The organism is Fictibacillus phosphorivorans (genome assembly GCF_007673525.1).
Classification (GTDB): domain Bacteria; phylum Bacillota; class Bacilli; order Bacillales; family Fictibacillaceae; genus Fictibacillus; species Fictibacillus phosphorivorans_C.
The window spans coordinates 366,323-393,125 of sequence record NZ_VDZU01000001.1 but is presented as its reverse complement, the minus strand read 5'-3'; the positions used below and the strand labels follow the sequence as shown (position 1 = coordinate 393,125).

The window sequence follows — 26,803 nt, the reverse complement described above, 5'->3', positions numbered from 1 at the left end:
ATGTACCTAGAAATGACCCCAAAAGTTTCCCCCTGAACTGTCCATCTTAAATGGACAGTTCAGGGGGTTTTGTATTTGTTTGGGGTCAGACCCCATTTCCTAAAATATTTCCCGACAGTAGGACATATCTATCAATATAGGACAGTCAGACAAGACATCTAAGGGGTGGCATGATGGATCAACTTACTTTAATCGTCGTCGGGGTCATTGGGTTTCTCGTGTTTATAGGGATTGTAGGTCATACACAGACCGCTTATCACTTTCGCAAATGGAACAAAGAGCTTCAACAGGTCGAAACAAATAAAGAGCAGCAGCCGTATTCGCATTGGCTACAACGCGTTACAGCGGATTACAAACAGTTTCATCTAGCAGGTGTATCACAGCTCAACACACAAGCACTGATCGAAAAGCACCTATACAACGAACGCATTCCACTTCTTGGTGTCTTGCGGGTACCGGTCGGCAATATCCAAAAGCTGCTCAACCAGCTTCCGTCTTTCACGATCATTCTCGGCGTGCTTGGAACGTTCGTCGGACTCACGCTCTCTCTTTTATCTATGCAAGATACGCTCATGACGCTCGGCACGCAGCCTGCTGATTCAAATCTTACGCTGAATTCGATCATCTCCTCCCTCACCGCACCGTTCGAAGGGATGAGTGTTGCCTTTTATACGAGTATTGCTGGAATTGGAGCCGCACTTCTGCTCAATTCCATTCAGTCAGGCTTCTTCTCGCAAGGAACATCACTTTCTTATATGCAGAACAAACTTTTAGCCGATTGTGAAGTATACCTTGATCACAACATCAACAGCGACCTGATCAACGACAAACCACAAGATTCGGTTGAACGCCTTCTTGATCGCCTTGCCTCACGCGTCGAGTCGTCATTTGATAAAACACTCGGTGAGTTCGCATCGCAGATGGTTAATTTTACAGCAGGTCTTCAAAAAGCGATGGAAGACGTGAATGGCATATTTGAAGCACAGCGCGAACACGCTGAACGGTTCGCCGCTTCTGCTACTCAGCTCGATCAGTTCGGACAGCGGTTCAACGAGACGACAAAGGAACTAGGAACCATTCAAAAAACGGTCGACACGAGTATTAACGCGCTCGCTAAGAACATCTCTTCTTTCGAGCAGCAGCTAAAAACGAGCAACGACCGCCACACACAAGGTCAGCAAAAGTTTGAACAACTCATCCAACGCTCTGATAAAATGCTGCAAGAAGCACAGCGCCGATCTGAAGAACATGCCCAATCGATGCTTCGCGGCATGCAGGAACAGCTGCAGCACTACCAAAATCAGCATGACGCACTCGAGAACCGCCTCGCACAAAAGCAAGACGAATGGCATTACCGCTATGCCGAAAAACAAGGCGAATACGGCCGTGCGGCAGCTGACTTTGCTTCAAGCGTCGGTCAGCTCGAAAAAGGATTCTACGCTGCGGTGGAGCATATCAAGCGTGATTTTACCGATGGAGTTAGAAACATCATGGACAGTCAGAGCAGACAGCTCGCTTCTGCCTTAAACAACTCACAAAATCAAAACAGCCGCGATGATGATATGCGCGAGCTCGCTCGAACGCTCGAAAACCTGCACCACGGCTTAACGCGAAGCATCACCGACAACAATCGCACACTCTCTGACATGTATCACCTCATGCAGCGCATCTACCAAGCTGCGATGAACCAATCATCCAATCAAGTGATCTATGAAACACGCAGTCCTCGCGCACCCGAATATGTCGAAGATGAACGCATGCCAGAAGTCTCGCCGCAAAATTTTAGGAGACGGTGACCGGTATGAAGGCGCGTAAATCCTACTACAACGACGATAACCAAGAAACGCAAGAAATCTTCTGGCCAAGTTTTACCGATATGATGAGCATGATGGTACTCGTTATGATTTTCATCGCGATCCTTGCCTATGTGCAGAGCATCTATAACGCGTATGATCAAGCTCAGATCAAACGCGAACTTGGTCAGGTGGCAGAGGTGAAGAAGCACATTTCTGACCTCATTCAAAAACAGCTAGAAGAAAACGTTGGAAAAGATAAGATCATCCGCGGACCGAACAACACGATCTCTGTAGAAGGAAACATCCTTTTTGATACCGGAAGCGCAGATATTTCAGCAAAAGGAAAGCAAGTGCTCGACCCGCTCGCTGACGCACTCGCCGCGATCATCGAAGAAAAAGACATGAGTCAGTACCTGTACATCATTCTGATCGAAGGCCATACTGATTCCGTTCCGTACGACAACTGGTCGCTCTCCACTCAGCGTGCGGTCGCGGTCGTTGATTATCTTGGAAAAGCAAATCCAAAGCTTGCTAAAAAAGAGTACGCTCAATACCTTGCCGCAACAGGATATAGCGAATATAAGCCAATTGCAGAAGGTAACTCTGCTCAGGCTCTGCAAAAAAACCGCCGCATCTCGTTTCAGATCATTTTGGACGACGACAAATGGCAGAGCAAACTGAAGGAAATTGTGGAGCAATAGCATTTTCTAGCGGCACAAAAAACGAGCGGAAATATTCGCTCGTTTTGTTCTGTTTATTTTGATTCTATCTTACGCAATTGGCAATTGAAATAAAGAAAGACCGGTAGCGGAATTAGTATAAATCCAGAACTTTTTACAATTTTGTTTAACGCATTGCTATTAATCTGTGTTTCTCTTCTTCAAACATGATCTCGTAACCCTTCCGCAACTCTTTCATCCGTTTTTTTCTAGGTACTGAATTTTTGTTTTCATGGAATAAGGTCTCTTGCCGACCAAGCTTGTATTCTGTAAAACTAGAATAATATGTGTTTGGGTTCACAATATCTGCCACACCCATGAATACACTTATACTCCCACCGATCAGCAAAAGACTCGTAAATAAAACCATTAAATATGAATAGTGCGCCGTTTTAAATTTTGAGTAAAATACCATTTATCCCCTCTAAATCTTTAAAGAGTAATGTTGGTAATTCATTACGAGCTAATATTGGTTACAACAAAAAACTCCTTAAAATTTTTTACAAACAAGCTATTATTTTTGTTAAGGTTAAAAAGACCTTTTAATTAACATATTAAACATGAGGAAGGAAGAGAATAGATGACGTTAGATACATATTCCCCACCTACTTTTTCAGCGAAGACGTTTAATTGTCCTCACTGCGGAGAACTATCTGAACACGCGTGGGATGAGATCCACCACAATGAACAAGATTACACAAGTAAAGCACTCGATTCAAAGCGCGTTTCCACACTATCAGATCCTGATTATTCGGACCAGAACCACGTTATCTCCATCAGTAGATGTCAAAACTGTAACTTATATTCTTTATGGAGATATTCTTCATTGATCTATCCTACCAAGATGATCAATGAATCATAGTAAACAAATAACAAAATGTACTATCTTAAACACTTGTTTAAAGTTCATAAACAGGTGTTTTTTCTTTTTTATTTTCTTTACTCGTATTTACCGCAATCTTTATTGAACCGTATAGAAAGCGTGGAGTGAATCTTGTATGGTTAATGAAAGAGGAGGTCTAGATATGGTCGAACAACTTACTGCATCAGCAACAGAAGTTCATTTATGGTTTGTAAATTTACAACAGCCTTTAGATATGGATATCTCTATCCTCTCAGATGACGAGACTGCTCGGCTGAACACCTTCAAAGTTTCTGAACAAAAAGACACCTATCTTAAATGTCGTTATGTGTTGAGACATTTGTTAGCGTTATATATAGAACAACTTCCTTCATCAATCTCTCTATCTTATAACCAATATGGTAAGCCTTATTTAACAGACAATCCCCTTCACATCAGTTTCAATATCAGCCACTGTAAACACTCGGCTGTGATCGGTATAACCAAAGGAAGTATTGGTGTAGATATTGAATGTACGACAGGTCAGAGTTTGAAAGAAGCTAGTTCTCTTTTTTTAAACGACAACGAAATGAAAGTACTCAAGCTCTCTTCAGATCCTGAACGTGCTCTATACCATGTTTGGACGCAAAAAGAAGCGATCTTAAAAGCTAAAGGCACAGGCTTCAGTTCCTCTCCTCATGCTATTACAGGTTATGTCACTTCCTCTGTTCAGCTTCAAAACGCGGAAGTTGATCAATATCACCTAAATTCTTTTATGAGAGGAAGTAACATCGTATCAATTTGTACATCAAACCCCGTTGATATAAAGCAGTTAGATTTCTCCTCACATCTGCTCAATAGCCCTTTTCCACAAACTCTCATTTATGGTTAATTTGTCTCATTTTGTATATACTCAGTAAATATAATTGTATATACTGAGTATATATATTATTATATACTCAGTATATAACACAGGAGGTAGACCATGATACATGTGCAGAATCTTGAGAAGAACTACACAATCGGCACCAAGTCCTACAATGTTTTAAAGGGAGTAGACTTTAAAGCAGAAGAAGGAGAGTTCATAGCAGTCATGGGTCCTTCAGGTTCTGGTAAGAGTACCCTTTTAAATCTTCTAGGTGGCCTTGACCAGCCTGACAACGGATCGATAACGATTAACGATGAGTCCATCCATACCATGAGTGAAAAACAGCGTACGCTGTTTCGCCGGGAACAGATCGGTTTTATCTTTCAGAACTATCAATTGCTTCCAAACCTGACTGTTGAAGAAAACGTAGGTTTTCCGATGCATGCTGCTAGTAAGAAAAGAACAGATATCCATCAAACGGTCTCAAACCTTTTGAACGCGGTCAGTCTTACAGGAAAAGAGAAGAACTATCCTTCCCAACTGAGTGGGGGTCAACAACAACGAGTAGCCATCGCAAGAGCGTTAAGCATGGATCCTCCTTTGATCTTAGCGGATGAACCGACCGGTAACTTGGACCGAAAATCAGGAACTGAGGTACTTCGCTTACTCACGACACTTCACCAAGAAAAGAAACTTACGATCATCATGGTCACCCACGATGTTTACGCAGCAAGTTACGCAGATCGTATCATTCTCATCAAAGACGGCCTGATTGAATCAGACATCCGTCAAGGGGAAGGAGCAAACACCGATGTTATGGCAAACATCTTGGCGAAACTTAACTCGTAAGAAAGTACGTACACTTCTTACCCTGCTTGCTATCATACTCGGAGTCTCCTCCATGTTCGCTGTGATCAGTACGGTAGAGACCGCACAGGATGTTACGACGAAACGGTTAGAACTGTATACGGGAAATGCTGATTATTCTATCTTAAGCCGTGAGAACCTGTTTGCTGAAGACGTATTAGCTAAAACAAAAGATGTTGACGGTGTGAAGAGTTCACTCGGTCTCATCCATAAACAAGCTTACGTGGATACCGGTCAAGAGGGACTGGATCAAGACCAAACGAGGATCCGGCTGACTGGGCTCTCTTCTTTTAACAGCGAATTGTTATCTTTAACAAACGTTGATGGAGAACTGAACAAAGAAGGAGTGATTCTTCCAAAGTCTACAGCTGCCATTTGGAACTTGTCTGTCGGTGACTCGATCGACGTCAACCTTCCAGAAGGAAAAAAACAAACAACTGTAGCGGCGATTGTTGGAGATACTCCTCTTCTAGAAGGACCAACAAGTTGGGAAGATGCAAAGAACAAAAGTTGGCGGGCATTACTACCACTCGACACCCTGCAGGAATGGTACTCTTTAGAAGATCAAGTACAAGAAGTTCGTATGAAGTTCGATAAGAAATCTACCGACCAAATCGTATCGGACCTAGAACGAACTATCTCAGATGATAATGTATATCTTCAAGAAGTCGTTCTAGATGAAAAACAATCCAATCAGTTAGAAGAACTCTATTTGATGCTGTATGTGATCGGCGGACTCGCGATGTTCATATCTGCATTCATCTTATATAACACTCTGTATGTCACGATCGTAGAAAGAAAAAATGAGATCGCAGTCATGAAGACGATCGGATACACACCTTCACAGATCAAGAAAATCTTCTTAACAGAGGTATTAACACTCTCTGTCATGGGTATCTTGATCGCTCTCCCGATCGGTTTTGGATTGGGATCGTTGCTTCAGACTGGTTTGTTTAGTTCGTTTCAAACTGATTTCGATTTTTCCATGAAATATCAATGGGCGTTATTACTTTCCATCGCGCTAGGTCTGTTGATTCCGCTTGTAGCATCCTTATTACCGGTGACTCATGCGAGTCGCCTTGATATCATAAAGACGCTAAAAAACATACCAGAATCAAAACCAAAGACGAATAAACTACGCGTTGTGTTAGGCGTCATCATGCTAGGTTTCGGATTGATTGATCACGCGCTATCCATCTTTTTCTTATTCTTTGGATTTGCACTGCTCTTTCCTACACTGATGAAATACACGATTTCGTCTATCAAGAGAATGCCGTTTATCGGATTTGAAGGAAAGATGGCATGCAATAATTTGCTTCTCACGTTGAATCGGTCTGCAAACATGGCGTTGATCTTAGCGTTTGCGATCTGTCTGGGCTTGTTCGTCTCCTCTATCTTTACATCACTTGAGAACAACACGAAAAAAGATATCGCTCGTTCTTTTGGTGGAGATATCCAGGTCACGACCGAACAAGAGATCACAGAACAAGATGTTAAAGAACTGAAGAATGTTCGTGGGGTCGATGATGTTTATTCGTACCAAGAAACAGATGTTACATGGGATACGGATGACACAACTAGACAGATCAAAATGGTGAGTGTAGATCCTGAATGGAACGAGAAACATCCTCTGTTCTATTTTGATACAGAACAAGAAAAGACATCAATCGCCTTTGAAAACGGAAAAGGCGTCCTACTTGGCTCATTTGCTTTTGATGAATGGGGCGGTAAAGTGGGAGAAGATATCAAGGTTCGTGTGAACAACGAGGTTCAGTCGTTGAAAGTAATCGGTAAAGTGAACACGAATCATCACGGAGGGTATGCAGCGTTTTTAGAGAACGATCGCTACGATACGATCGTTCCTGGCAGCCAGCCTTATCATGCCTTATTAACCGTCTCAGAAGAAGGTGCAGAGAACAGGATTAAGAACGACCTTTTAGCAACCTCCCCTTTTAACATTCTGGAGATACAGACGATGCGAGAAGAAGTGATCAAACAGGAACGGGCCCTTCCGGGTGTAAGAGCTTTATTTAACGGGCTTCTGTTCATCACGATCTTGGTTTCTGGTATCGGAATCGTCAATACGTTACTCATGAATGTAATGGAGAGGATGCGTGAACTCGGAGTCATGCGAGCGGTAGCTTTTACCTCTTCACAGATCTATAAGACGATCCTGACAGAAGGGCTTTTGATCGGAATTAACGGAATCGTATTCGGTATCATCATGGGAGTTATAACCATCTACCTCAACACGTTAACGACAAAAGATGAGATGATCGAATTTACAATGCCGTTCAGTACTTTACTTGTTAGTATATTGATGGGAGTGATTGTGAGTCTTCTAGCAGCGTACTTACCTGCTCGGAAGGCTGTAAAATACGATCTTCAACAAGCGTTAAAACATGAGTAAAAAGAAGGAATGAGGAGTTTTTATGTCAGTAAAGCATGCCATCTTAATTCTCTTATCACAATCACCTAGGCATCGATACGATCTAAAAGTGTCCTTTGAATCTATGGTCTATAAACAATGGGAGATCAACGCCGGTCAGATCTATACGACCATCGACCGGCTGGTCAGAGATGGGCTTGTAGATGCATCTTCTGAAGAAGAGACAGACCTTCGTATCTATCGTATTACCGCTAAGGGTGAGGAGGAAATACAAAAGTGGCTGCTGGAACCTGTGGAGAAGCCACTTTTAAAAGACGATTTTTATTTTAAACTGTTATGTGTGAAACAACTGAGTTCGTTCAACCTGGAGAAGATGGTCAAACAGCAAAAAGAGACGATCATTAAAAACATCTTAGAACTGCAGCTATTAAGGAAGAACATCCCTTTTACAAAAGAGAATGAGACCATACTATATCTGATAGATGGGAAGATCCTTCACCTTGAAGCAGACATGAAATGGTTAGAAATTATCCCCGATTAAAGGAGAGGTAAACATTATGATGGACTTTATCTTAGAAAATAAATGGCAGTTCTTGATCATCGCAGAAGTTTTCTTTTGGATTTTCTCATTAACGTTCCTTGTCGTTCGCTATTGGTTCAACCTAAAGAAATTAAGCATCGTCTTCTTTTTCCTTTTTATCATCAACGACCTCTGGATCGCGACCATGGGATTCATGGATTATCTGAAGACCGGAAACTTTACGAGCTACCAAATCGCCATCTTGATCATCATCGTCTATGCACTCACTTACGGTAAGTCTGATTTTAGAAAACTGGATATCTTTATTCAGAAAAAGGTAGCGAAGTGGAAGGGTGAGCCGATTCCTGAGTTAAAAGGACCCGAGAAGCTCTATGGTAAAGACCTAGCACGTCAAGAGAGAAAACATTTTGCGATACACCTCTCGATCTTCATCCTGGCCCATATTGGTATGTTCCTTGTATACGGCCTTTCCGATCAGCTCACACAAACTGAAAACATCGAACAGTTGTTGTCTCAGTGGTTCAGCAGCAAAGATGCACTCTACCCGTTCAACAACGAATCGATGAACAACCTGAGTAGAATCTGGACCCTTGTCTTAGTCATCGACGGAGTCACGTCCCTATCGTACACGTTCTTTCCGAAGAATGAGAAAAAATCCGTCTTTTCAAATAACTAGTATACAAGTGTAAATCGTGACAACTTAGTTCTTCTTTTTAACATTAAGTCATGATACCTTATAGTTAACAGAACCCACAACGCCTCTTAACAATGCGGACCAATGTGGGTCTTTTTTATCTCACTCCCCTTTCCCACAGGAAGAATTTCAACGAACAAGTCAGATCTCCCTTGGAAACTTCATAGTATCTTCTAAATAAGCAATTTCTAATTCAGCACTTGTTTGAACGGTTTTTCAATCAAAAAACGAGTATAAAATCCATGAGATTTTATACTCGTTTTGGTTTACTATCGGTTCGAATCTACTTATTAATTTCCAATCAGTACTCCTAGGAACAGGATGGCGTTAAATAAACCATGAATAATCATAGGAACATAGATCGATCTTGTCTTTTCATATGCAAGAGCGAACAAGATTCCGTTCACGATGTTTACAGGTAGGATGTCGAGTGAGGGTAGGTGAACAAGAGAGAAGATGATGGCATTTAAAAGTATGGCCGGCCATCGATTGAAGTGTTTACGAAAGTTCTCATAAATGAAACCACGGTAGACGATCTCTTCATAGAACGGAGAGATCACGGCAGCAGAAAGAAGAGCGAGTGTTAACTTAAATACGTTCGGATCGGCGACTGCGTTCGACCGCTCGTTCGGTCCAACACCTATAACTTCATACATGATATACAGAAGCAATCCTGCCGTAACCAGCGCGAGAAGCGTGTATATCGAGATTAGCCGAAGATGTTTCCTGATCTTGATCTCTGGACGAAAACCAAGATCTCTAAACGATAGATTGTTTTTTTTGATGCCGAACAAAAAGACAGAAGTCAGTGCTACACATGCTAAAAATAAACCTGTTATCGTGCCTGTGATCACCCCATCAAAACCGAAACCAGTCAAAAGAGGTTCTAACCAGAAATCTACAACGATAAATTTTGCGATAAGATGTATGCTCAATATGAAAACAACATCCCATATTCTCCAGTTTGCTCTGTTCATATATCTCACCCACTTTTATATGTATAACTTTCTTTACCTCTTACGCGGTTTCCATAAACTGTTAAGTAAGAACTAATTAAGGAGTATTCAACTTGATTACTTTTTACCTACGATCAAAAAAAGCTAGCTAATTCATAGACGAATTAGCTAGCTCTAAATTTATTATCCTTACCTGTTTAAGCTGCTTTTTCAGTACTCTCTTTAACCCTTTTCTTAAATATTCTTGTCTTCACGCGGATGAGCGTCTCATACACGATCGGTACAACGATCAATGTAAGAAGAGTTGAAGAGATCAACCCTCCGATTACCGTTACCCCTAGCCCACGAGAGATCAATCCGCTTCCATCAGACTGCCCACTAATCACAAGTGGCGCAAGAGCACCGATGGTTGCGAGGGCTGTCATGAGAATAGGTCGTAGTCTCGTCATGCCGGCTTCAAGGATCGCTTGTCGTAACGGTGTACCTTCTTTTTCTTTTTGAATGATACGATCAACTAGTACGATAGCGTTCGTTACGACGATTCCAATCAACATCAGAGCTCCAATCATTACGGAGATGCTGATCGGTTCTTTGATCACAAAGAGTCCTAACAGACTGCCGATGATCGCATACGGTAATGAGAACAGGATGGCCAGTGGTGCGAGTCCGCCCCCGAACGTCACGACTAAAACGAAGTATACGATCATGATCGCACTTCCCATCGCGATTCCTAACTGTGTGAAGGAATCATCGATCTGCGCCGACACACCACCGTATTCTACGGTGATCCCGTTTTCGAAGTTAATCTTATCCACTTCGTTCTTGACGGCTTCTGTAGTAGCTTTTACATCTTTGTTCGTAATCGTGGCGGATACTACTCCGTACACTCGGCCGTTTCTCTTCGTGATAGAAGCTGGTGCGTTCTCTTCTTTTACAGATAAGAACTCAGACAAAGCGACCTCTTCATTAGTCAGAGTGGTTATTTTTTTATCAAGAATCGTGTTTTTTGTAAGATCGTCAGCTTCTTGTACGAGACGAACCGGCACTGCGTTCCCCTCTACGTCTACAGAAGTAAGCGTATCAAGTGAATCCTTCGCCCCAAGAGTTTGATAGATTTGAAGAGGCTGAACGCCAAACTTAGCCATCTTCTCAAGATCCATCGAGAAGCCCAGCTGACTCAACGTATCGGAACTAGTTGAATCTAACCCTTTCAAATCTTTTTGATCATCTAATGTGTTTGAGACCTTATCGATCGCTTGATTAACACTTTCTACATCATCACCATAAACGTAGAGTGATAGACTGTTGTTTCCTCCAGAGCTTTGGATACTCCACTCTCCCGTGTTCGCTTTCTTCAGTAGAGGGGCTAACCTGTCTTGTTCTTTCGTGACGTCTGCCAAACCATCTTTATAGTTCATAATGAACAGCACTTGCTTAACGTCTGAAGGGTTTAGCGGGTTTCCTTCACCGAATGAAGATTGGACATGTTTGATATGTTCGCGGTCTAAAAGAATCGCTTCCGCTTTTTGAACTTCTTTTTTGATCTCTTCATTCGTTGAACCTGGTACTGGGTTGTATGAAGCGATAATCATCTTGTTCTGACTGTCAGGCATGAAACTGACCCCGATGAGCGGTAACAGAAACAGACTACCGACCAACAGGACGTTAATCGCGATAAAACTGATGATCTTATGATTCAGACTCCAGTTTAATGTCTTGTGGTAGAACGAAGGTTTCGTTTCTGGTTCATGTGCTTTAATGTGCTTCTTTCGTAAAAGAAGATGTGCCATCATCGGTACGATGGTAACAGAGACCACCAAAGAAGCTAAAAGAGCGAATACGATCGTAAGTCCGAACGGTAAGAACAATTCCCCTACCGGGCCGTCGATGAGACCTAGCGGAAAGAATACGGCGATGGTAACAATCGTGGATGAGACGATGGGTGAGAACATCTCGTATGTAGCCGCTTTGATCAACTGTTTTCCTTCTAGTACTTCTGATTTTAAGGCCATTCGTCTGAAGATGTTCTCGATGACAACGATCGAGTCATCCACTACACGACCAATCGCAACCGTCATCGCACCTAACGTCATCAAGTTCAACGTGATGTCTAACTGATTCAAGAAGATGATCGAGATGATAAGTGAGAGCGGGATCGAGACCACCGCGATCAACGTCGTTTTAATGTTTCGTAAGAACAACAAGATGATCAGAATCGCGAACGCGGCACCCATCAATGCTTTCTCGAACATAACATGAACGGAATTCTTGATCGGATCTCCTTCGTTCAACACAGAAGTAAATTCGATTGAATCGAACTTATCTGTATTAGATGCCATCTTCTCTTTGATGCCGTCTACTACTTTTACTGTGTTTCCTGCAGCACTTTTATAGATTTGAATCCCAATTGCTTCTTTTCCGTTGATCCTGGCAACGGATTGTTCTTTTGTGACTTCTTTTACTTCAGCCAGTTGCCCTAGCGTCACGAAGCCTTCAGCATTTTCAATCGTGGGAACCTCTAGACTTTTTAAATCGTCGATCGAAGCGACTGCTCCATTCACGACGAAAGCTTGTTCTTTTTGCTCGACCACTTGTAGGCCGAGTGGTGTATCTTTGCTCAATGCTTTTACATATTCTACAACGTTCTCTTCTTGTAGTTTAAACTGACTCAACTTCTCAGGAGAGAACGAGAGTTGTATCTCTTTTTGTTTGTTACCGATGACTTTGGCTTCTGAAACTCCTTCGATGCTCTCAAAATCTCTTTTGATGTCATCTTCTGCGATCTTGCTGAGTTCTTCGATACTTCGTTTGTCATCCGCGAGGGATAAGACGAGGATCGGTAGATCGTTAAAGCTTAATCTTGCTACTTTCGGTTGTTCTGTTGCAGCAGGAAGTTCGATCGTAGAGACGATCTCTTTTACTTCACGCTCTGCCTCTTCCATATTCTTCTTGAGGTCATATTGAATCTGTACGGATGAAGCGTTCTCAAAGGAAGTAGACGTAACACTCTTGACGCCTTCTAAGCCTTCTACTTTTGTTTCGATCGGTTTTGTTACGTTCTCTGTAACTTCATTCGGTGAAGCACCAGGATAGATCGTTGTAACGTCAACTATCGGTTCGTTGATGTTCGGTAGCGTTTCAAGTTTCATCGAGTATCCAGAAAACGTTCCAAACACGATAATAAATAGGGTAACGATCCAAATGGCAAGTTTGTTGTTGATGGAGAAATTGATAAATTTCTGCATAGTTTACTCTCCTCTGACTTTTCTTAGAATTAAACTTACGTTATGGCCACCAAAACCAAACGAGTTGCTCATTGCGTTCTCGATCGGATGAGGAATGGATTCCTCCCTCACGATGTTCAGCTGTAAATCTTCATCGAGTTCATCGCAATTTATCGTACGAGGGATAAAGTTGTTTACCATCGAAAGGACCGTTGCGATCACTTCGACAGCACCAGATCCACCGAGCATGTGTCCGGTCATGGACTTGATCGCATTGACAGGTATCTCTTTTCCATATTCCTCGAACACACGATGGATCGCTTTTGCTTCCATCTGATCGTTCAGTTGTGTTCCTGTGCCATGAGCATTGATATAATGGATGTCTCTCGGTGGTAATCCCGCTTCATCTAACGCTTTTTCCATCGCCCGAGCAGCTAGAAGACCTTCTGGATGAGGCGCCGTAATATGATGAGCATCAGTTGTTGCACCATATCCGATCACTTCAGCTAAGATGTTAGCTCCTCTATCTTTAGCGTGGTTGAATTCTTCCACGACAACCATCCCAGACCCAGCGCCCATGAGGAATCCATCTCTGTTCTTATCAAAAGGACGACTCGCTTTTGTAGGTGTATCATTTTTTCTCGTCATCGCATGAATGCGTGCGAGTCCTGCTATGTTCAAACTTTGTATACCATCATCTGTTCCGCCTGCGATGAAAACATCCATCGAACCCCTCTGTATGGCTCGAAACGCTTCACCTATCGCGTTCGTTCCAGAAGCACAAGCGGTAGAGATCGACCAAGCGGGACCTTTTATCTTTAGTTCTTTTGCTATGCGGATAGGTACGCTGTTGATCATACTAGCTCTAAATTTCTCTGGATCTACGTCTTCCTTAGAGCCGTTTAATAAGGAAAGGTGATTCTCTTGAAAGAACTGATCTCCCCCGTTACTCGATCCTACGATCACACCGGTCCGCCTGATATCGAAAGATCCTTCATCGAGCCCTGCCATCTTCCAGCTCTCTATTGACGCTGTAAGTGCATAATCTGAAAACGAGTCAGCTACTTCTTCTGACCTTGGAGTTAGAGAGGAACTGTTATCGATCTCAGCTGCGATCCGCGTAGTGTATCCTTCCGTATTAAAGCGCTCAATTGTTCTTGCCCCACTCTTACCTAAAATCATGTTCTGCCAGAATTCGTCGATGTGTGTACCGATAGGAGTTACGACACCACATCCGGTAATGACTACCCTGCGTTTCAAAGTGTTGTCCCCTTTCTGTAAAACTACCTCCTCATTTTATTAACAAGGAGTGAGAAAAAAACTAGCAATTACCGCAAAAATGAAGGAATTGGAATAAATCAACACAAAGAACTAAAAAAAGACCCTCAAAAAACGTGAGAGTCTTTGTACAGTTTCAAATTACCTATTCTCTTAAGTAAGAGACCGTGATCTCATCTACTTCCACCACTTTTTCTCCTTCTACCATCGCGTACCCTCTTCCTTTAAAGACGGTCGCTCTCTTCTTAATCACTTCAAAGTAAAGATCTAACCGGTCTCCGGGGTAGACCGGTTTTATAAAGACCGCGTTCTTAACTCCAGAAAGAAGTCCGATATCAGTCTCTTCTTCTGGTAAAACGAACGCACCGAGCTGTCCGATCGCTTCTAGGATAAGGACTTCTGGCATAGTTGGTTCTAATTTTGAGTTCATGAACCACTCATTACGTGTTACATTTTTAAATCCTTTTGCCCACTTCAACACTTCTCTTTCTGTTACACGATCGACGAGAAGAAACGGATAGCGGTGAGGAAGCACTTTTTGAATATTAAAGTTATCCATTATCTGTCTCCTAAACTACTTTAATGATTAAACATCCGAAATGCCCTGCAGGATCTATACAGTTAACCAGCCCGATCGCTTCTTTCTTTCCCGTCTCTTTAAGTGATAGAAGGCTTAAGATGACTTGATTGACACCACTCGCTGCAAGCGTGTTACCCATTGATTCTTTAAGCGAAAGAATTTCGACATCCTGTTTAAAGATCGATGTGACAACATCCGTTTCTTCCGCTACACCGATCAAGTCGACCATATGTGTTTCAATGTTAGCTTCTGCTAACGCATCAATCACCGCTTCTTTAACCTCTGCTTCATCACTCACGGTACTCATGGAAAAGCTGATCACTTCACCTATGGGTTCTGCACCTCTTCGTCTTGCTTCTTTCTCTGTTTCTATCACGACAGCTCCCGCTCCTGGGTTGAGTGGATGGTGTGGGTACTCTGAAATGATAGCTGATTTTTCGTATCCTGTTTCCGTCAGAAGTGAGATATCTCCTTGTGTTCCACCAGCTATAGCGATCGTACAACTACCGTTTTGGATATAGTTCACCGCTTGACCGAGAGCGAGTAGACCGCTTGCCTCTCCTGCCAAGACAGCAGCCGACGGACCTTGAAACCCGTTCTTTAAAGCGATCTCAGCGGGTGGTGAATTGATCATCGCTGCAGATGAATAATAGGGACTGATCCGTTTAGGGCCTCGTTCTATCAAGAGTTCGTGATTCTCTTGAAGAAACTGATCCGCTCCGTTTCCAGCAGCACCGATGATGACGCTGATTTCTTCCATCGAACCTTCATAGTCACTTAGTTTCGCTTGTTCGATCGCTTCGTTCGCTGCAACGATCGCATACTGAGAAAAACTATCTAGTCGGTTGATCTCTTTTTTTTCAAAGTGGTTGGTAGGGTCATAATGAGAGATGCCTTGATTGATAGAGTTCACCTTGTCTTGATAAGCGTTATAGACCTCCAGACAGGTATGACCGAGTGGATTGATCATCCCTAGACCCGTTATGACGATTTTATTTACCATGTTTATCCTGACCTTTCTCTAATAAGAAGAAAATAAAAACCCTGTGTTTACAGGGTTCCGTGGATTAGTTCGTCTGACGTTCTTGAGCTTGTTTTTCAATAAAGTTCACGATGTTGTTAACCGTCTTAAAGCTCTCCGTATCGATAGCCCCTAACTCGAGTTCATAATCTTGTTTCACATGATTGATAAAGAATAAAACATCCATCGAATCTAGACCGTAAGGAGAGTTCACTCCGAATAATGCTGCATCATCATCGATCTCATCCGGTGTGAGTGATAACTTGTACGAGCTGATAAACTTCAACTTGATCTTCTCTTTCATTATTTCTTTCATCATAATCCAACCCTTCTATTTTTAATTGTTGATGTATTTTAAACAGAGTGAGCCCCAAAGAAAACCTGCTCCGATCGCCGAGAAGACGATCGTATCACCCTCATTGATACGTTGTTCTTGTAACGCTTTATAAAGGACAGAAAAGAGAGTTGCTGATCCTGTATTGGCGTATTCGTGAACCGTAAACGTTGTCTTGTCTTCTGGTACCTGAAGTTCTTCTAACGCTGCACGTACGATGTTGACGTTTGCTTGATGAATCAAGAAGTGATCGATATCTTCGATCGTTAAGTTTGCCTTCTTGACGACGTTACGAATGGATGATGGAATCGCTTCAGTCGCTACGTTCCAAACTTCTCTACCGTTCATCTTAATATACTGACCGCTCTCGAGCGTCTCTCCCTCTGGAAGTGGCGTCGCCCCACCACCCACGATCTTGACAGCATCATTCAACTTGGAATCCACATCCCACGCTAACAAACCATACCCTTCACTTGTCTTTTGAAGAACAACAGCTCCAGCAGCGTCACCAAAGAACACCGATGTGCTTCTGTCTGTAGGATCCATGATTCGTGAGAGGATTTCAGCGCCGATCACAAGAACGTTGTTCATATGTTCGTTCTGAAGTAAGTGTGAGCCGATCAGTATCGAATAGATCCCACCTGCACAGGCAGCCTGGTTTAAATCGATCGGCATCGCACGAGTAGCTCCAAGCGCATCTTTTATGATCATGGCCGTTGATGGTAGACATTGATCAGGAGTCGTCGTAGTGATGATGATTGCATCAAGGTCTCCAGGTTGGATACCTGCTTTTGCGATCGCTTCTAGACTTGCTTCGATACATAGATCTGAAGTTGTACGGCCATCTTCTAAGTACCGTCTTTCTTTTATACCGGTCTTCTCTTGGATCCACTGATCGGTTGTATTAAACTTCTCGCTCAGTTCGTCGTTCGTTACGATCTGACTCGGAACGGCAAAACCCGCTCCTTGAATCGTGACGGGGATCTTCAATCCTGTCGTCTCAACAATACTCGGTCTTACTACCGTTTGTGTCGTCATTGAACAACCTCCTTTACTGGAAAATCTCCATACAATTCGCTTAACGCACTAGGAACATCATTTAGGTGAACCGTCGCTTCGATCACAACCGTCTTTCCTTCATTCATCCTTTTGATACTCTCTGAAAAAACCTTTCCTAGTTGATTCTTTTCAACTAACGGGAGAACACACAGTTGCTCGTGATCGATAGACACTAAAGAAATCGAAGGTTCTACAAATCTCGTCTCCTGACTGTTGTTCTGAAATTCTAACCAACCATATCCCCCGTTCTTTAATACAACATAGATGATGGGGATCTTTTGCGTGATGAGTGTAGGAAGTTCTACACTGAACAAGTTGAACGCCCCATCTCCCACGAGTGCTATAACAGGACGATCTGGATGAGCTTTCTTCACGCCTACAGCCGCTCCACACCCAAACCCAAGGCTCGTCTGTTCACTCGGGACTATAGCGTTCTGATTCTTTCTCAACTTGAAATTCGGATAAAAATAGCTCCACATGTCTTGTAGGCCGTTCTCGTGAACCAGTACACTGTTTTCGGCTAGAGTCGTTTCCATCTCTTCTAGAATATCGATGACCTTCAGTTCATCGTTTCTTTGCAGGTTCTCTTGTTTTTGCTCGTGCAACTTCTTTTTGATGATGCTGACTTTATTCTGTGATGTAACTTTAAACGATGGTTCGATGGTTTCAATTAAAAGGTTAAGAGTAGAACCGACTTCTCCGACTAGTTTTAAGCTGTCAAAGTAGAGGTTAAAATCGTTCTCGTCGATGTTGATCTCGATCATGTCCCTCGATAAAAGATGCTCTTCCCACCCGAATAACACCGTTTCTTCGAGTTTGCTGCCGAGTGAGAGGAAGAGGTCACACTCTTTGATGAGCGTGTCCATCTCACTTGAAGAGTATAAGCCTCCAAGACCACAGAATAAGGGGTGATTTTCATCCACACACCCTCTTCCAGATGCCGTCACAAAGATTGGTGCGTCAATCAACTCTGCGAGCTGGGTGATCGTTGATCTGTTGGTCGAACGTTTACAACCACCACCGGCTAAAATGACCGGATTTCTCGCGTTATGAATCAACCTCTGTGCTTCACGGATAGAGTTTGATGATGGGACTTTATCTGAAACGTGGAAATGCTTGAAAGAAAAGAGTTCTTCATCGACGAGTTCACTGCCGATGTTTTCAGGGATCTCGATATAGACCGGTCCCTGAGAACCATTTATCGCTGTAAAGATCGCTTTCTTTAATACCCACCCAACAGATGCAGCGCTCTCTACCCGATGACTCCACTTCGTGAGAGGTGAGATCAACTTTAACTGATCAGCTTCTTGAAAGGCTTTCTTTGAACCATAGCGGTTCGTATCTGTAGCGGTAGCGATGATTAAGAGCGGTATACTCTGCGAACTCGCTTCTAAAACACCTGTGATGCTACTTGCTACAGCGGGGCCTTTGCCGATATGACATACAGACAGTCTACCTGAAGCTAACGAATAACCCGTTGCCATGTATAGAGCGTTGCTTTGATCTTTAGCAGAGAAGAATTCTATCTCCTTCTCTTCGATGCACTGTAACAGTTTTAAGTCATCACTCGGTAATCCAAAAACGATCTCTGTTCCATACGCACTGAGACACGATGCTACCTTTTCCCAAACAGTCTGTTTAGTCATCCAGAGGCTCCTCGCTGGTCCATAGCTCACGTAACACGTTTGAGATCAATAACGGTTTGATGTGCAGCTGATTTTGATAGTACACGTAATTAGCCATAGGGCCGTAGCCACCGAATGGTTCGTTACCGTTCTCGATAGCAAATAGCGTCTCATTAATACTCACAACATGTTTTCGTCTTAATACATCAACAAGTCCGTTATCATCTGTTCCGTAAACACTAGCCCCCATCGCACGTTCTCGGAAGTAGCTCTCTTGAACTATTTTCTTTAGTTCGTCCACTTCTTCATAGGTTACAACGTTAAAGATGGGTGAGAAGAACTCTTCGATCTCTAAGTTGTCTCTTAGAGAACTCGTGATCACGGTGGGTTCGATGACCTTATTCCAAAAATCGATCGTACCGCCGTGTTCGATAAATTGACTATGTTGATTCAGATACTCACCGATCGACTCTAGAGTCGAAGTGTAGAACATCTTCCCATAATCAGCGAAGGGATCCTGATTGTCTCCAAACTTCAGGTTTTTAAGAGAATTCACTAAATAATCAGTAAACTCTTTTCGTACGTTAACGGGTACATACACCACATCCGGCCCCATACAGTCTTGTCCGGTATTGAACATGCGCGCTTGGATGAGATCATGAACAGCTTTCTCAATATCTGCTGTTTCTAAAAGGATGAATGGATTCACACCTTGTCCAAAGTAGATAAACATCTGGTCTTTGCTGAACTGGGACTTGATCTGTTCGGCGTTTTGATACGTACCCGTAAAAACCACCACTTCAGCTTCTAGTGCAGAACGCTTCATGTATTGTCTATGTGATAACTCGAGCAGTGTGATCGGCAGCTCGTGTGCCTGCTTCAAGAGCTCATGAAGTCTTCTCACTTGGTCGATCACCTGGTTAGAACTGCGAAACTCAATCTCTTTCGTATAATAAGAAGGAATGAGTAGATACAAAACATACGAATAAAGAATAAGGTTCGATGGCATAAAAACAGACATCTTGTTGATGGTCGGAGGCTGATTCATCTCCACTTCCATATAGCCCTTCTTGAGCGTTCGGATAGCCGTCTCGAACTCTTCTTCTACTGTTCGGTACGTAGAAATCTCAAGTAAGATATCTTCGATCGCCTTTCGATTGTTCTCCATGTACTCAACCGTTCGTTCGAGGGTTTCTTTTCGTACTTCCATCAAAGAAGTGCGTCTATCCAACACACTTACGTAACCCATAACTCCCTCTCCTTTCCTTTGCTATAGTGTGTAGCCCATTGTTTAATCTGAATCTGATCGATCTTCCCGTTCGCAAGATACGGAAACTCATCTAACACAATGATTTTATCCGGCCGCAATATGGGGTTTAGTGCCTGGTTGATCATTCTTTTCAGTTGATTCTCTTCTTCCTCCGAAGCCTCCACAAACAGCAGAAGAACGGCACCTTTCTTCTCATCTTCTATCGAGATGACTTTACTTTTGATCCCTAAACGATCTTCGATCTCTTTTTCGATACTAGCGGGATAGATCAAATATCCGTTCCGTAGGATCTCTTCCCCTAATCGACCGACGATAAAAAGGTTTCCATGAGCGTCTAAATAACCAAGATCGTTCGTCTTGAACCATCCATCATGATAGACCTCGTCGGTCTTTTCCTGATTCTCAAAATAGCATTCCATCACACCAGAAGATTGGACAAGAACTTCTCCTATCTCTAAGAACTCACTCTCTTTACCGTCAGAACGAGCGACTTTAAGTCTCACACCTTCGATCGGCTGCCCACATCCAAACTCAGGACCCTCAACGTTCAGAGCAACGTTCCCCACTTCTGAGAGACCATAGCCATCCAAAAGCGGTTTATCCATCAAGCGTTCAAACTCACCACTCAATTTTTTAGATAGTGGGGCTCCTCCGACACACCACATCCTTACGTTTGACTCTTTAATCACTTGAAGAGACTCTGCGCGCTTGTTCAACAACCGATTGAATACATAATAGGTAGAGGGAATTCCATCAACGACTGTCACTTTTTTATCGATGATCGCTTTCACGATACTTCTGATATCTTTGTAGTTACATAGAACAAGATCACATTTCTCTAGCCACCAGATGAAGAGGATAGACAGACCATAAAAATGTGTAAACGGAATCAAAGGCAGAAGAACATCTTCACGGTAGTACCGCATCCTCTTCATCGTTGATTCGATGTTACATACGAAGGATCGACCCGATTTTACGATGCCTTTCGGGTTTCCTGTAGAACCTGAAGTGTAAAGGATCAGTGCGTCTTTTAACGTCATCCATCCTTCAATGGAGAGCTCATCCGTTTTCGTCGAAATCCTTTTCTCATGTGTCGGCATCGTGATGTGGATCAAAGCATCAGAAAAAGGGACGAGTCGATCGGTAATCGAACATTTACTCTTTGACTCTAACGCGATCCTCGTGACTTCTTCTCCGTTTACCAAGCAATCTACTAAAACAATCGAACACTTCATCTCTATCAAAGCAAACACCGTAGCCATATAAGAGAACGAGTTCTCCATAGACAAGAGGACACGATCTTCGGCTTTTACCCCTTTAGCGGTCAAATAATCGACACAACCCCAAACTTCTTGAAGAAACATTTCATAAGAGTATGTACCGTCTGGTGTAAAAATTTCACGGCTCATACCTTACTTCACGGCTCCTGACGTAAACACGTTGTCTGGTCCAACGTCGATTGTCTGTATCTGATTTTTAAGCAACTGACTGAAAAGGTTCTTTGGACCGATCACGTATATCTTTTTTAGGCCGAGTTGATCGATTTTTTGCTTTACTAGATCCCAACGAACGGGGTTGTCATACCCATCTAGTATGGTCTGTTTAAACTCATCAGGATCTGTGATCAAAGCTCCGTTCACGTCCGAGATGAACGTTCCATGGATCGGCTTAAAATCTACTTCCTTAAAAATACTATTCTTAAGTTTTTGGTTCAGCTCACTTAACTGCTTACTGTGGATCGGCTGGTTCATCGTATGAAGAGAAAAACATTTAGGCTTGTGGTTTAGTTCTTCCTTCAACTCATTGATCACAACCTTAGGTCCGCACAGACAGACCACTTTTTCTAGATATCCCGCAAGTTCTAAGTACTTCCCTTTTTGGTTGAACGACTGGATGATGTCGTTAGCTTCATCTAGGGATAAGTTATAAACAAAATGAGTCTGGAAATCACCTTCTAGATTAAGATAAAAATCTTTTGATACTTTACCGGATTCATGAGTGAGCCACATAGACTCTTCATAAGTCAGAGATTTCGTGTAAACAGCTGCACCTAACACGCCAAAACTAGGGCCGATTGCAACGTTCGGTTCGACTCCATACCGATCTTTAAAATGATCGAGTAGAGCGATAGAGTTCGCTAAGAACGCACTCTCATACACTTCATAGTCTCTCTCACCCGCTTCTTTAAAAGCATCGATCAATGAATAACCGATCACATCACTCGCCTCTTGAAAACGTTTGATTGCAAAAGGACTATGATGGATGAAGTCTTCCACTTCACTATAAGATGAAGGAGCAAGTCCTGGTAAAAGAATGGCTTCCATCGTTACACCTCCTTTTCAATAACACTGGTTAGTTTGTTGTTTATCTCTTCCGCTGTTAGATACGTCTCGACTTCAAACGGAATATCCGTGAACTGTAAAGATTTCGTGATAAAGTTACCTGGACCGAGTACGACCAACCGTCTCACACCACTATTCCAGAGGCGCTGTAGACAGCGATACCACTGGACACTTCTTGTATATTGTCCGACGATCTCGTTCATGACCTCTTCTTTTGTCAGAAGCAGATTACCGTCCACGTTACTAACAAGTGGGCGATCAGGATCAAGAAAGATGGCTTTAGGCATGAACTGTTCACTAAAACGGTCCACAACGTTCTGTAATAATGAACAATGTCCAGGGGGTCCGTAAGGAATCGTTACGCCGAGCCCCCCTTGAGGAACTACGAGTTTGTTCAACTTCTCAAGACTCTTAATGTCACCGTTGATGATCATCTGGTTATGATTGGCGTACATACAAGGTTCAAGATACCCACCCTGCTGCTTGACCTCTTGGATCGCAAGTTCTAACTTTTCGACATCGATGTTATAAAAGAAGTAGACACTATACCCTTTGTTCGCTTCATCTTGTTCTTCCAGTTCCACCATGCTCTTCACCATTTGGATCGTAGTGGGGAAGTCGAGAGATCCGCTACAATGAATCGCGGTCATTTGACCGAGACTCGGTCCAAGATAGTAGGAAATCTCCCCTAACTCACTTCTTAACATCTCAAAGAGCGCCGTACTCAATGTCACGATACTCGGTCTCGCTACTAGACCACGATTTATTTCACTCTCGTCATCTGAGAAAAAATGTTTGACCAGATCGAGTGATAAGATGTCACTCGCTTCTTGAAACTTTCTTTGAACATGAGGGTACTGTTGATAGAGATCATAGAAGCTTTTCTCTTTGATCGCCATCAACGGTGGGAATAGAACCGCTGTTTTCATCACTACCACTCTTTCTTTACATTAATCCGCCGTCAACGACTAGCGTTTGGCCGGTAATATACTTTGATTTAGAAGATGCTAAGAAGGATACGGCTTCTGCAATATCACTCACTTCACCGAGGTGCCCCATCGCGATCTTCTTGTGAAACGCGTTCATCTGATCTTCCGGGATACGGTCTACCATGCCGGTGTTCTCGATGTAACCCGGTGCCACTGCGTTTACTCGTACTTGAAAACGAGCATATTCTTTCGCTAGTGAACGAGTGAGTCCGATGACACCCGCTTTACTCGCACTATAAGCGCTTAGTCTCTCCATCCCAACGAGTCCTGCTAAAGAGGCGATGTTGATGATGGATCCCTTCTGTGCCGTCAGCATATGCAAGGAAACCGCATGAATACAGTTGATCGTGCCCATGATATTCGTTTGGATGATCTCTTCCCATTTGTCGAGTGGGTTACTCGGGATCAAAGCGCCGCCGTAACTGACACCTGCATTATTCACGAGAACATCGATCTTCTTATACCTCTTGATGATTCGTCCGACTGCTTCTTCAATCGCTCCACTGTCGTTTACATCCATCTTTTCATAGGAGACGTTGTGGTTCCCCGTTTCTTCTCTGATCTCACCAACGATTTTTTCGATCTCTTCCATTGAGCTTCGGTATCCTAAGACGACACTCGCACCAAGAGAAGCAAAATGAGATGCCATTCCTTTTCCTATACTCTTATTGGCTCCTGTGATGACGACGACTTCATCATTCCACTTCATGAAGTTCACCTTTTGTCACGAGGTCAGGAAACGTGTTCTTCAGCCAATAGCCGTTCATGTACTCATAGAGTTCTTCACGTATCTTTTGTTTCTCCTCACGAGGAATACTGTCTTCTGGCATGTTCTGTTCATCTTGGTAATACTCATCTCTTAATATGGAAGAGACGATCGCATCATGGTACTCACCGTCTAAGAAGAAATAATCCCGTAGAATCCCTTCGATGACAACTTTGTTCTTGAGTAGGAATCGGACAGATCTTAAGTTATGTAACCCGTTGATGAACTGGACTTTATGCGCGTTCTTGAAATGGAAAAGGTAGTCCATGATCAAGATGGACGCTTCTGCTCCATATCCAGAATCCCAAAGGTCCGGATCACCGATTACTCCGCCTAAAAGATAACTGCCGTCATACTTTTGAGGCTGCCATGATACGAACCCAATCTTCTTATCTTCGTGTGTAAGGACCATCGCATAGCGAGTATTGCCATGCTTGATATCCTGTTTGATCTCTTCTGTAGTCGCAAAATCTTGGGACCCTCTCGCTAGTGCACTGGTCTTAGACGGTACGACCCATTGCGAGAACAACGCATAATCTTCTTCTTCAAGTGGTCTTAGTTTCACAAAATTACCTTTCATGTATATCTCCTTTCTTTGTTTGAGCGTAAAACTTTGCATGTTCATCATAAGAAAAGAGAAGGGCTAAAACACCCGTAAATCACGCAATCCACACTAAAAAAATGAGCCCCCCGTGAAGGGACTCATTTTAACGTTTTATAATATAGATTGAATCGCAGGGGTCGCCCCTGAAAACTTACAGATAAGATTCGCTTTTGTGATTTTCACAGCGAGTCCGACGCGGGACTTTACTCTTAATTTCTGCATACTCGCAGCGATATGATATTCCACTGTCCGTTTGCTGAGATACAGAGTATCGGCGATCTGCTGGTTCGTTTTATCGTTGATCAGTTCTTCGACCACTTTTAGTTCCATCTCGGTTAACACAGAGATGAGGTCGATATCTTGATGAACATGAGAATCAAGATTGATCTCAGGCATGATATCGTTTCTATACTCTTCAGATATATAAAATCCACCGTTCTGAATGACCAGTATTGCCTTTAAGAGCTCGTGGATGTTATCTCGATTGATGACGGCTTGCGTATTTTTGACATAGGAGAGAAGATGTTTCTCTCCCTTACCTACGAGTAAGATCTTCTTGCACTCTCCAAAATTAGTATGAATGAGCTCACCTTTTGCAAGGTTCATAATGACTAGGTCAAAAGAATTAGTAAAAACGGAATCTGAAAGGGATGATGAATGGTTCAAATAATGGCAGTGATATCCCCTTTTTGACAACAATTCGATTAACGAATGTGTATTCTTCCTATCTTTACTAAAGTCTACAAATAGTACTTTATTCCCCATTAACAATCACCTCATACGTTGACACGTTTTCTTAGTGGTGTCCGATGATCGGGTCATCAACCGGTCCATTTACTATTACTATAGCCTTATCTACCACCGGGTTACCGAATAGTAAGGTTAAAAGCATTGCTGCGTATACGAATTTTTTTAGTCTTTTCATCCTATCTTTTCCTCCTTTGAAAGTATCTAGTATCATTATCAAATAAATATATGTTAAGTTATATATGCATTTACGCAGGTTTCTTACATAATTGTCATTTTTAGGAGGATAAATGAAACATATAGGTCAAAAAATTGAATGGATACGTAAAAAGAACGGTTATTCTAGGCAATTTGTAGCTGAAAACATTTGTGACGAATCTACTCTTTACCGGATAGAAAAATCCACTCAGTTACCACGACTTGATGTCCTACAAAATATTTGCCAAAAATTAAATGTTTCTGTAGATTTTGTCCTTACACCTGAAGAAGACTCCTCTGCGATCTACGTCTCAAAGATAAAAAAACTTTGCCGCGAAAGTTTATACCAACAAGATTTTAACTCCTTGCAATACGTGATTGAAGAAGCAGAAAACTATATAAGAAAGAACAGCCACCAGTTAGACAAAAGTTTTATCCGTTTCATCGAGTGGCAGAAGGCGATCCTCTCTCATAAGAAAGAGAGGTTTCCTAAAAAAGCAGAAAAATCATTGAGAAAACTACTAAACCATAAAGTGATCACAGAACTGGATATCAATATTGCAAATTCTCTTGCTATCATTCTCATCGAGACGAAAGAATACGATGAAGCCGCCGTATTCTTATCGAAAGGGCTAACGGCTTTGGAAACGTTATTATCAGTGGAAGATAAGTCTCTGTACCCTCGAGTGGCATATAATATGGCGTATATCCATTATTTAAAAAAACAATATGATGCGTGTATCGATCTGGCATACCGGCTACAATATTATCTATTAAGTAACCATCTATTCTATTCAAAAGGAGAACTCTACCATCTGTTGGGGATTGTTTATGAAGTACAAAAAGATTATGAGAATGCCTATAAATATTTCACAGACGCGATTTCTGTCTTCTCTTTAGAAGGAAAGGAACTCTTTTTACTTCGTACTATGAGAGCGCTCGCTGAGGTTTGTTACTTAAAAGGAGACCGTGCTGAAGGAGATAAACTCGTTGCAGATTCTATAAGACGAATTGAAAGAATTGAAGATAAAGAGTTGGCAGAAACCTTCTTAAAAAAGATAAAGCATACTGAGGAACAGTATGCTAAAAGATAAA

At 42.5% G+C, this 26,803-nt stretch carries 26 protein-coding genes; 9 read left to right on the top strand and 17 right to left on the bottom strand.

The genetic code is table 11. The features are described from left to right. Positions 1 to 170 precede the first annotated feature (170 nt). Positions 171 to 1,796: a hypothetical protein gene (locus FS458_RS01825; protein WP_144697180.1), complete on the top strand. Its 1,626-nt coding sequence runs from the start codon at positions 171 to 173 to the stop codon at positions 1,794 to 1,796. 5 nt (positions 1,797 to 1,801) lie between these two features. Further along, positions 1,802 to 2,497 carry an OmpA/MotB family protein gene (locus FS458_RS01820; protein WP_144697177.1) on the top strand — a complete coding sequence of 232 codons (696 nt, stop codon included), beginning with the start codon at positions 1,802 to 1,804 and terminating at the stop codon, positions 2,495 to 2,497. 145 nt (positions 2,498 to 2,642) lie between these two features. Here FS458_RS01820 and FS458_RS01815 read toward each other — a convergent pair whose 3' ends face one another. Next, entirely contained in the window at positions 2,643 to 2,930 is a 288-nt protein-coding gene (locus FS458_RS01815) for a hypothetical protein (protein WP_144697175.1), read from the bottom strand. 165 nt (positions 2,931 to 3,095) lie between these two features. Between FS458_RS01815 and FS458_RS01810 the strand changes: the two genes are divergently transcribed. The 6 genes from FS458_RS01810 (at position 3,096) to FS458_RS01785 (ending at position 8,697) form a co-directional block, all read left to right on the top strand. Next, entirely contained in the window at positions 3,096 to 3,377 is a 282-nt protein-coding gene (locus FS458_RS01810) for a hypothetical protein (protein ID WP_137791873.1), read from the top strand. 163 nt (positions 3,378 to 3,540) lie between these two features. Then, positions 3,541 to 4,248 (top strand): 4'-phosphopantetheinyl transferase family protein, encoded by a 708-nt coding sequence (locus FS458_RS01805; RefSeq protein WP_186320412.1) that lies wholly within the window; start codon positions 3,541 to 3,543, stop codon positions 4,246 to 4,248. A gap of 93 nt (positions 4,249 to 4,341) precedes the next feature. Next, positions 4,342 to 5,073: an ABC transporter ATP-binding protein gene (locus tag FS458_RS01800; RefSeq protein ID WP_144697168.1), complete on the top strand. Its 732-nt coding sequence runs from the start codon at positions 4,342 to 4,344 to the stop codon at positions 5,071 to 5,073. Continuing rightward, positions 5,036 to 7,501: an ABC transporter permease gene (locus FS458_RS01795; protein ID WP_144697165.1), complete on the top strand. Its 2,466-nt coding sequence runs from the start codon at positions 5,036 to 5,038 to the stop codon at positions 7,499 to 7,501. The genes FS458_RS01800 and FS458_RS01795 overlap by 38 nt, the downstream gene beginning before the upstream one ends. Before the next feature lie 22 nt (positions 7,502 to 7,523). Then, a complete protein-coding gene (locus FS458_RS01790; RefSeq protein WP_144697162.1) occupies positions 7,524 to 8,021 on the top strand; it encodes a PadR family transcriptional regulator in 498 nt (165 codons plus the stop codon). A gap of 16 nt (positions 8,022 to 8,037) precedes the next feature. After that, positions 8,038 to 8,697, top strand: a complete 660-nt coding sequence (locus FS458_RS01785) for a hypothetical protein (protein ID WP_260858257.1) — start codon at positions 8,038 to 8,040, stop codon at positions 8,695 to 8,697. 308 nt (positions 8,698 to 9,005) lie between these two features. Here FS458_RS01785 and FS458_RS01780 read toward each other — a convergent pair whose 3' ends face one another. From FS458_RS01780 to FS458_RS20925, 16 genes are all read right to left on the bottom strand, one after another. Then, positions 9,006 to 9,692: a CPBP family intramembrane glutamic endopeptidase gene (locus FS458_RS01780; protein WP_144697159.1), complete on the bottom strand. Its 687-nt coding sequence runs from the start codon at positions 9,690 to 9,692 to the stop codon at positions 9,006 to 9,008. A 176-nt stretch (positions 9,693 to 9,868) separates the two neighbouring features. Next, positions 9,869 to 12,916: an efflux RND transporter permease subunit gene (locus FS458_RS01775; protein ID WP_144697156.1), complete on the bottom strand. Its 3,048-nt coding sequence runs from the start codon at positions 12,914 to 12,916 to the stop codon at positions 9,869 to 9,871. Between the two features lie 3 nt (positions 12,917 to 12,919). Then, positions 12,920 to 14,155 (bottom strand): beta-ketoacyl-[acyl-carrier-protein] synthase family protein, encoded by a 1,236-nt coding sequence (locus FS458_RS01770; protein WP_137791865.1) that lies wholly within the window; start codon positions 14,153 to 14,155, stop codon positions 12,920 to 12,922. Positions 14,156 to 14,318: 163 nt separating this feature from the next. Continuing rightward, positions 14,319 to 14,732, bottom strand: coding sequence for a hypothetical protein (locus FS458_RS01765; RefSeq protein ID WP_144697153.1), 414 nt, complete (start codon positions 14,730 to 14,732; stop codon positions 14,319 to 14,321). Positions 14,733 to 14,742: 10 nt separating this feature from the next. Then, positions 14,743 to 15,756: a beta-ketoacyl synthase N-terminal-like domain-containing protein gene (locus FS458_RS01760; protein WP_144697149.1), complete on the bottom strand. Its 1,014-nt coding sequence runs from the start codon at positions 15,754 to 15,756 to the stop codon at positions 14,743 to 14,745. Between the two features lie 64 nt (positions 15,757 to 15,820). Continuing rightward, a complete protein-coding gene (locus FS458_RS01755) occupies positions 15,821 to 16,093 on the bottom strand; it encodes an acyl carrier protein (RefSeq protein ID WP_231620164.1) in 273 nt (90 codons plus the stop codon). An 18-nt stretch (positions 16,094 to 16,111) separates the two neighbouring features. Then, on the bottom strand, positions 16,112 to 17,146 hold the full coding sequence (locus FS458_RS01750; RefSeq protein WP_144697146.1) for a 3-oxoacyl-ACP synthase III family protein: 1,035 nt from the start codon (positions 17,144 to 17,146) through the stop codon (positions 16,112 to 16,114). Next, positions 17,143 to 18,813: a thiamine pyrophosphate-binding protein gene (locus FS458_RS01745; protein ID WP_144697143.1), complete on the bottom strand. Its 1,671-nt coding sequence runs from the start codon at positions 18,811 to 18,813 to the stop codon at positions 17,143 to 17,145. Before FS458_RS01745 ends, FS458_RS01750 begins: the two co-directional genes overlap by 4 nt. Next, positions 18,806 to 20,041 carry an aldehyde dehydrogenase family protein gene (locus FS458_RS01740; protein WP_144697140.1) on the bottom strand — a complete coding sequence of 412 codons (1,236 nt, stop codon included), beginning with the start codon at positions 20,039 to 20,041 and terminating at the stop codon, positions 18,806 to 18,808. The genes FS458_RS01745 and FS458_RS01740 overlap by 8 nt, the downstream gene beginning before the upstream one ends. Continuing rightward, positions 20,029 to 21,471, bottom strand: coding sequence for a class I adenylate-forming enzyme family protein (locus tag FS458_RS01735; RefSeq protein ID WP_144697137.1), 1,443 nt, complete (start codon positions 21,469 to 21,471; stop codon positions 20,029 to 20,031). Before FS458_RS01735 ends, FS458_RS01740 begins: the two co-directional genes overlap by 13 nt. A gap of 3 nt (positions 21,472 to 21,474) precedes the next feature. Continuing rightward, positions 21,475 to 22,386, bottom strand: a complete 912-nt coding sequence (locus FS458_RS01730) for a hypothetical protein (protein ID WP_144697135.1) — start codon at positions 22,384 to 22,386, stop codon at positions 21,475 to 21,477. 2 nt (positions 22,387 to 22,388) lie between these two features. After that, positions 22,389 to 23,333: an ACP S-malonyltransferase gene (locus FS458_RS01725; protein ID WP_144697132.1), complete on the bottom strand. Its 945-nt coding sequence runs from the start codon at positions 23,331 to 23,333 to the stop codon at positions 22,389 to 22,391. A 16-nt stretch (positions 23,334 to 23,349) separates the two neighbouring features. Further along, positions 23,350 to 24,102, bottom strand: coding sequence for an SDR family NAD(P)-dependent oxidoreductase (locus FS458_RS01720; protein ID WP_137791856.1), 753 nt, complete (start codon positions 24,100 to 24,102; stop codon positions 23,350 to 23,352). Then, entirely contained in the window at positions 24,089 to 24,739 is a 651-nt protein-coding gene (locus FS458_RS01715; RefSeq protein WP_137791855.1) for a GNAT family N-acetyltransferase, read from the bottom strand. The genes FS458_RS01720 and FS458_RS01715 overlap by 14 nt, the downstream gene beginning before the upstream one ends. Positions 24,740 to 24,874: 135 nt before the next feature. Then, the gene (locus FS458_RS01710) at positions 24,875 to 25,528 is read right to left on the bottom strand and encodes a LuxR C-terminal-related transcriptional regulator (protein WP_144697129.1); all 654 of its coding nucleotides are present in this window, start codon (positions 25,526 to 25,528) and stop codon (positions 24,875 to 24,877) included. 31 nt (positions 25,529 to 25,559) lie between these two features. After that, on the bottom strand, positions 25,560 to 25,688 hold the full coding sequence (locus FS458_RS20925) for a hypothetical protein (protein WP_255547200.1): 129 nt from the start codon (positions 25,686 to 25,688) through the stop codon (positions 25,560 to 25,562). 112 nt (positions 25,689 to 25,800) lie between these two features. On the opposite strand from FS458_RS20925, the gene FS458_RS01705 reads away from it, so the two are divergent. After that, the gene (locus tag FS458_RS01705) at positions 25,801 to 26,802 is read left to right on the top strand and encodes a helix-turn-helix domain-containing protein (protein ID WP_144697126.1); all 1,002 of its coding nucleotides are present in this window, start codon (positions 25,801 to 25,803) and stop codon (positions 26,800 to 26,802) included. The last annotated feature ends 1 nt before the right edge of the window (position 26,803 follow it).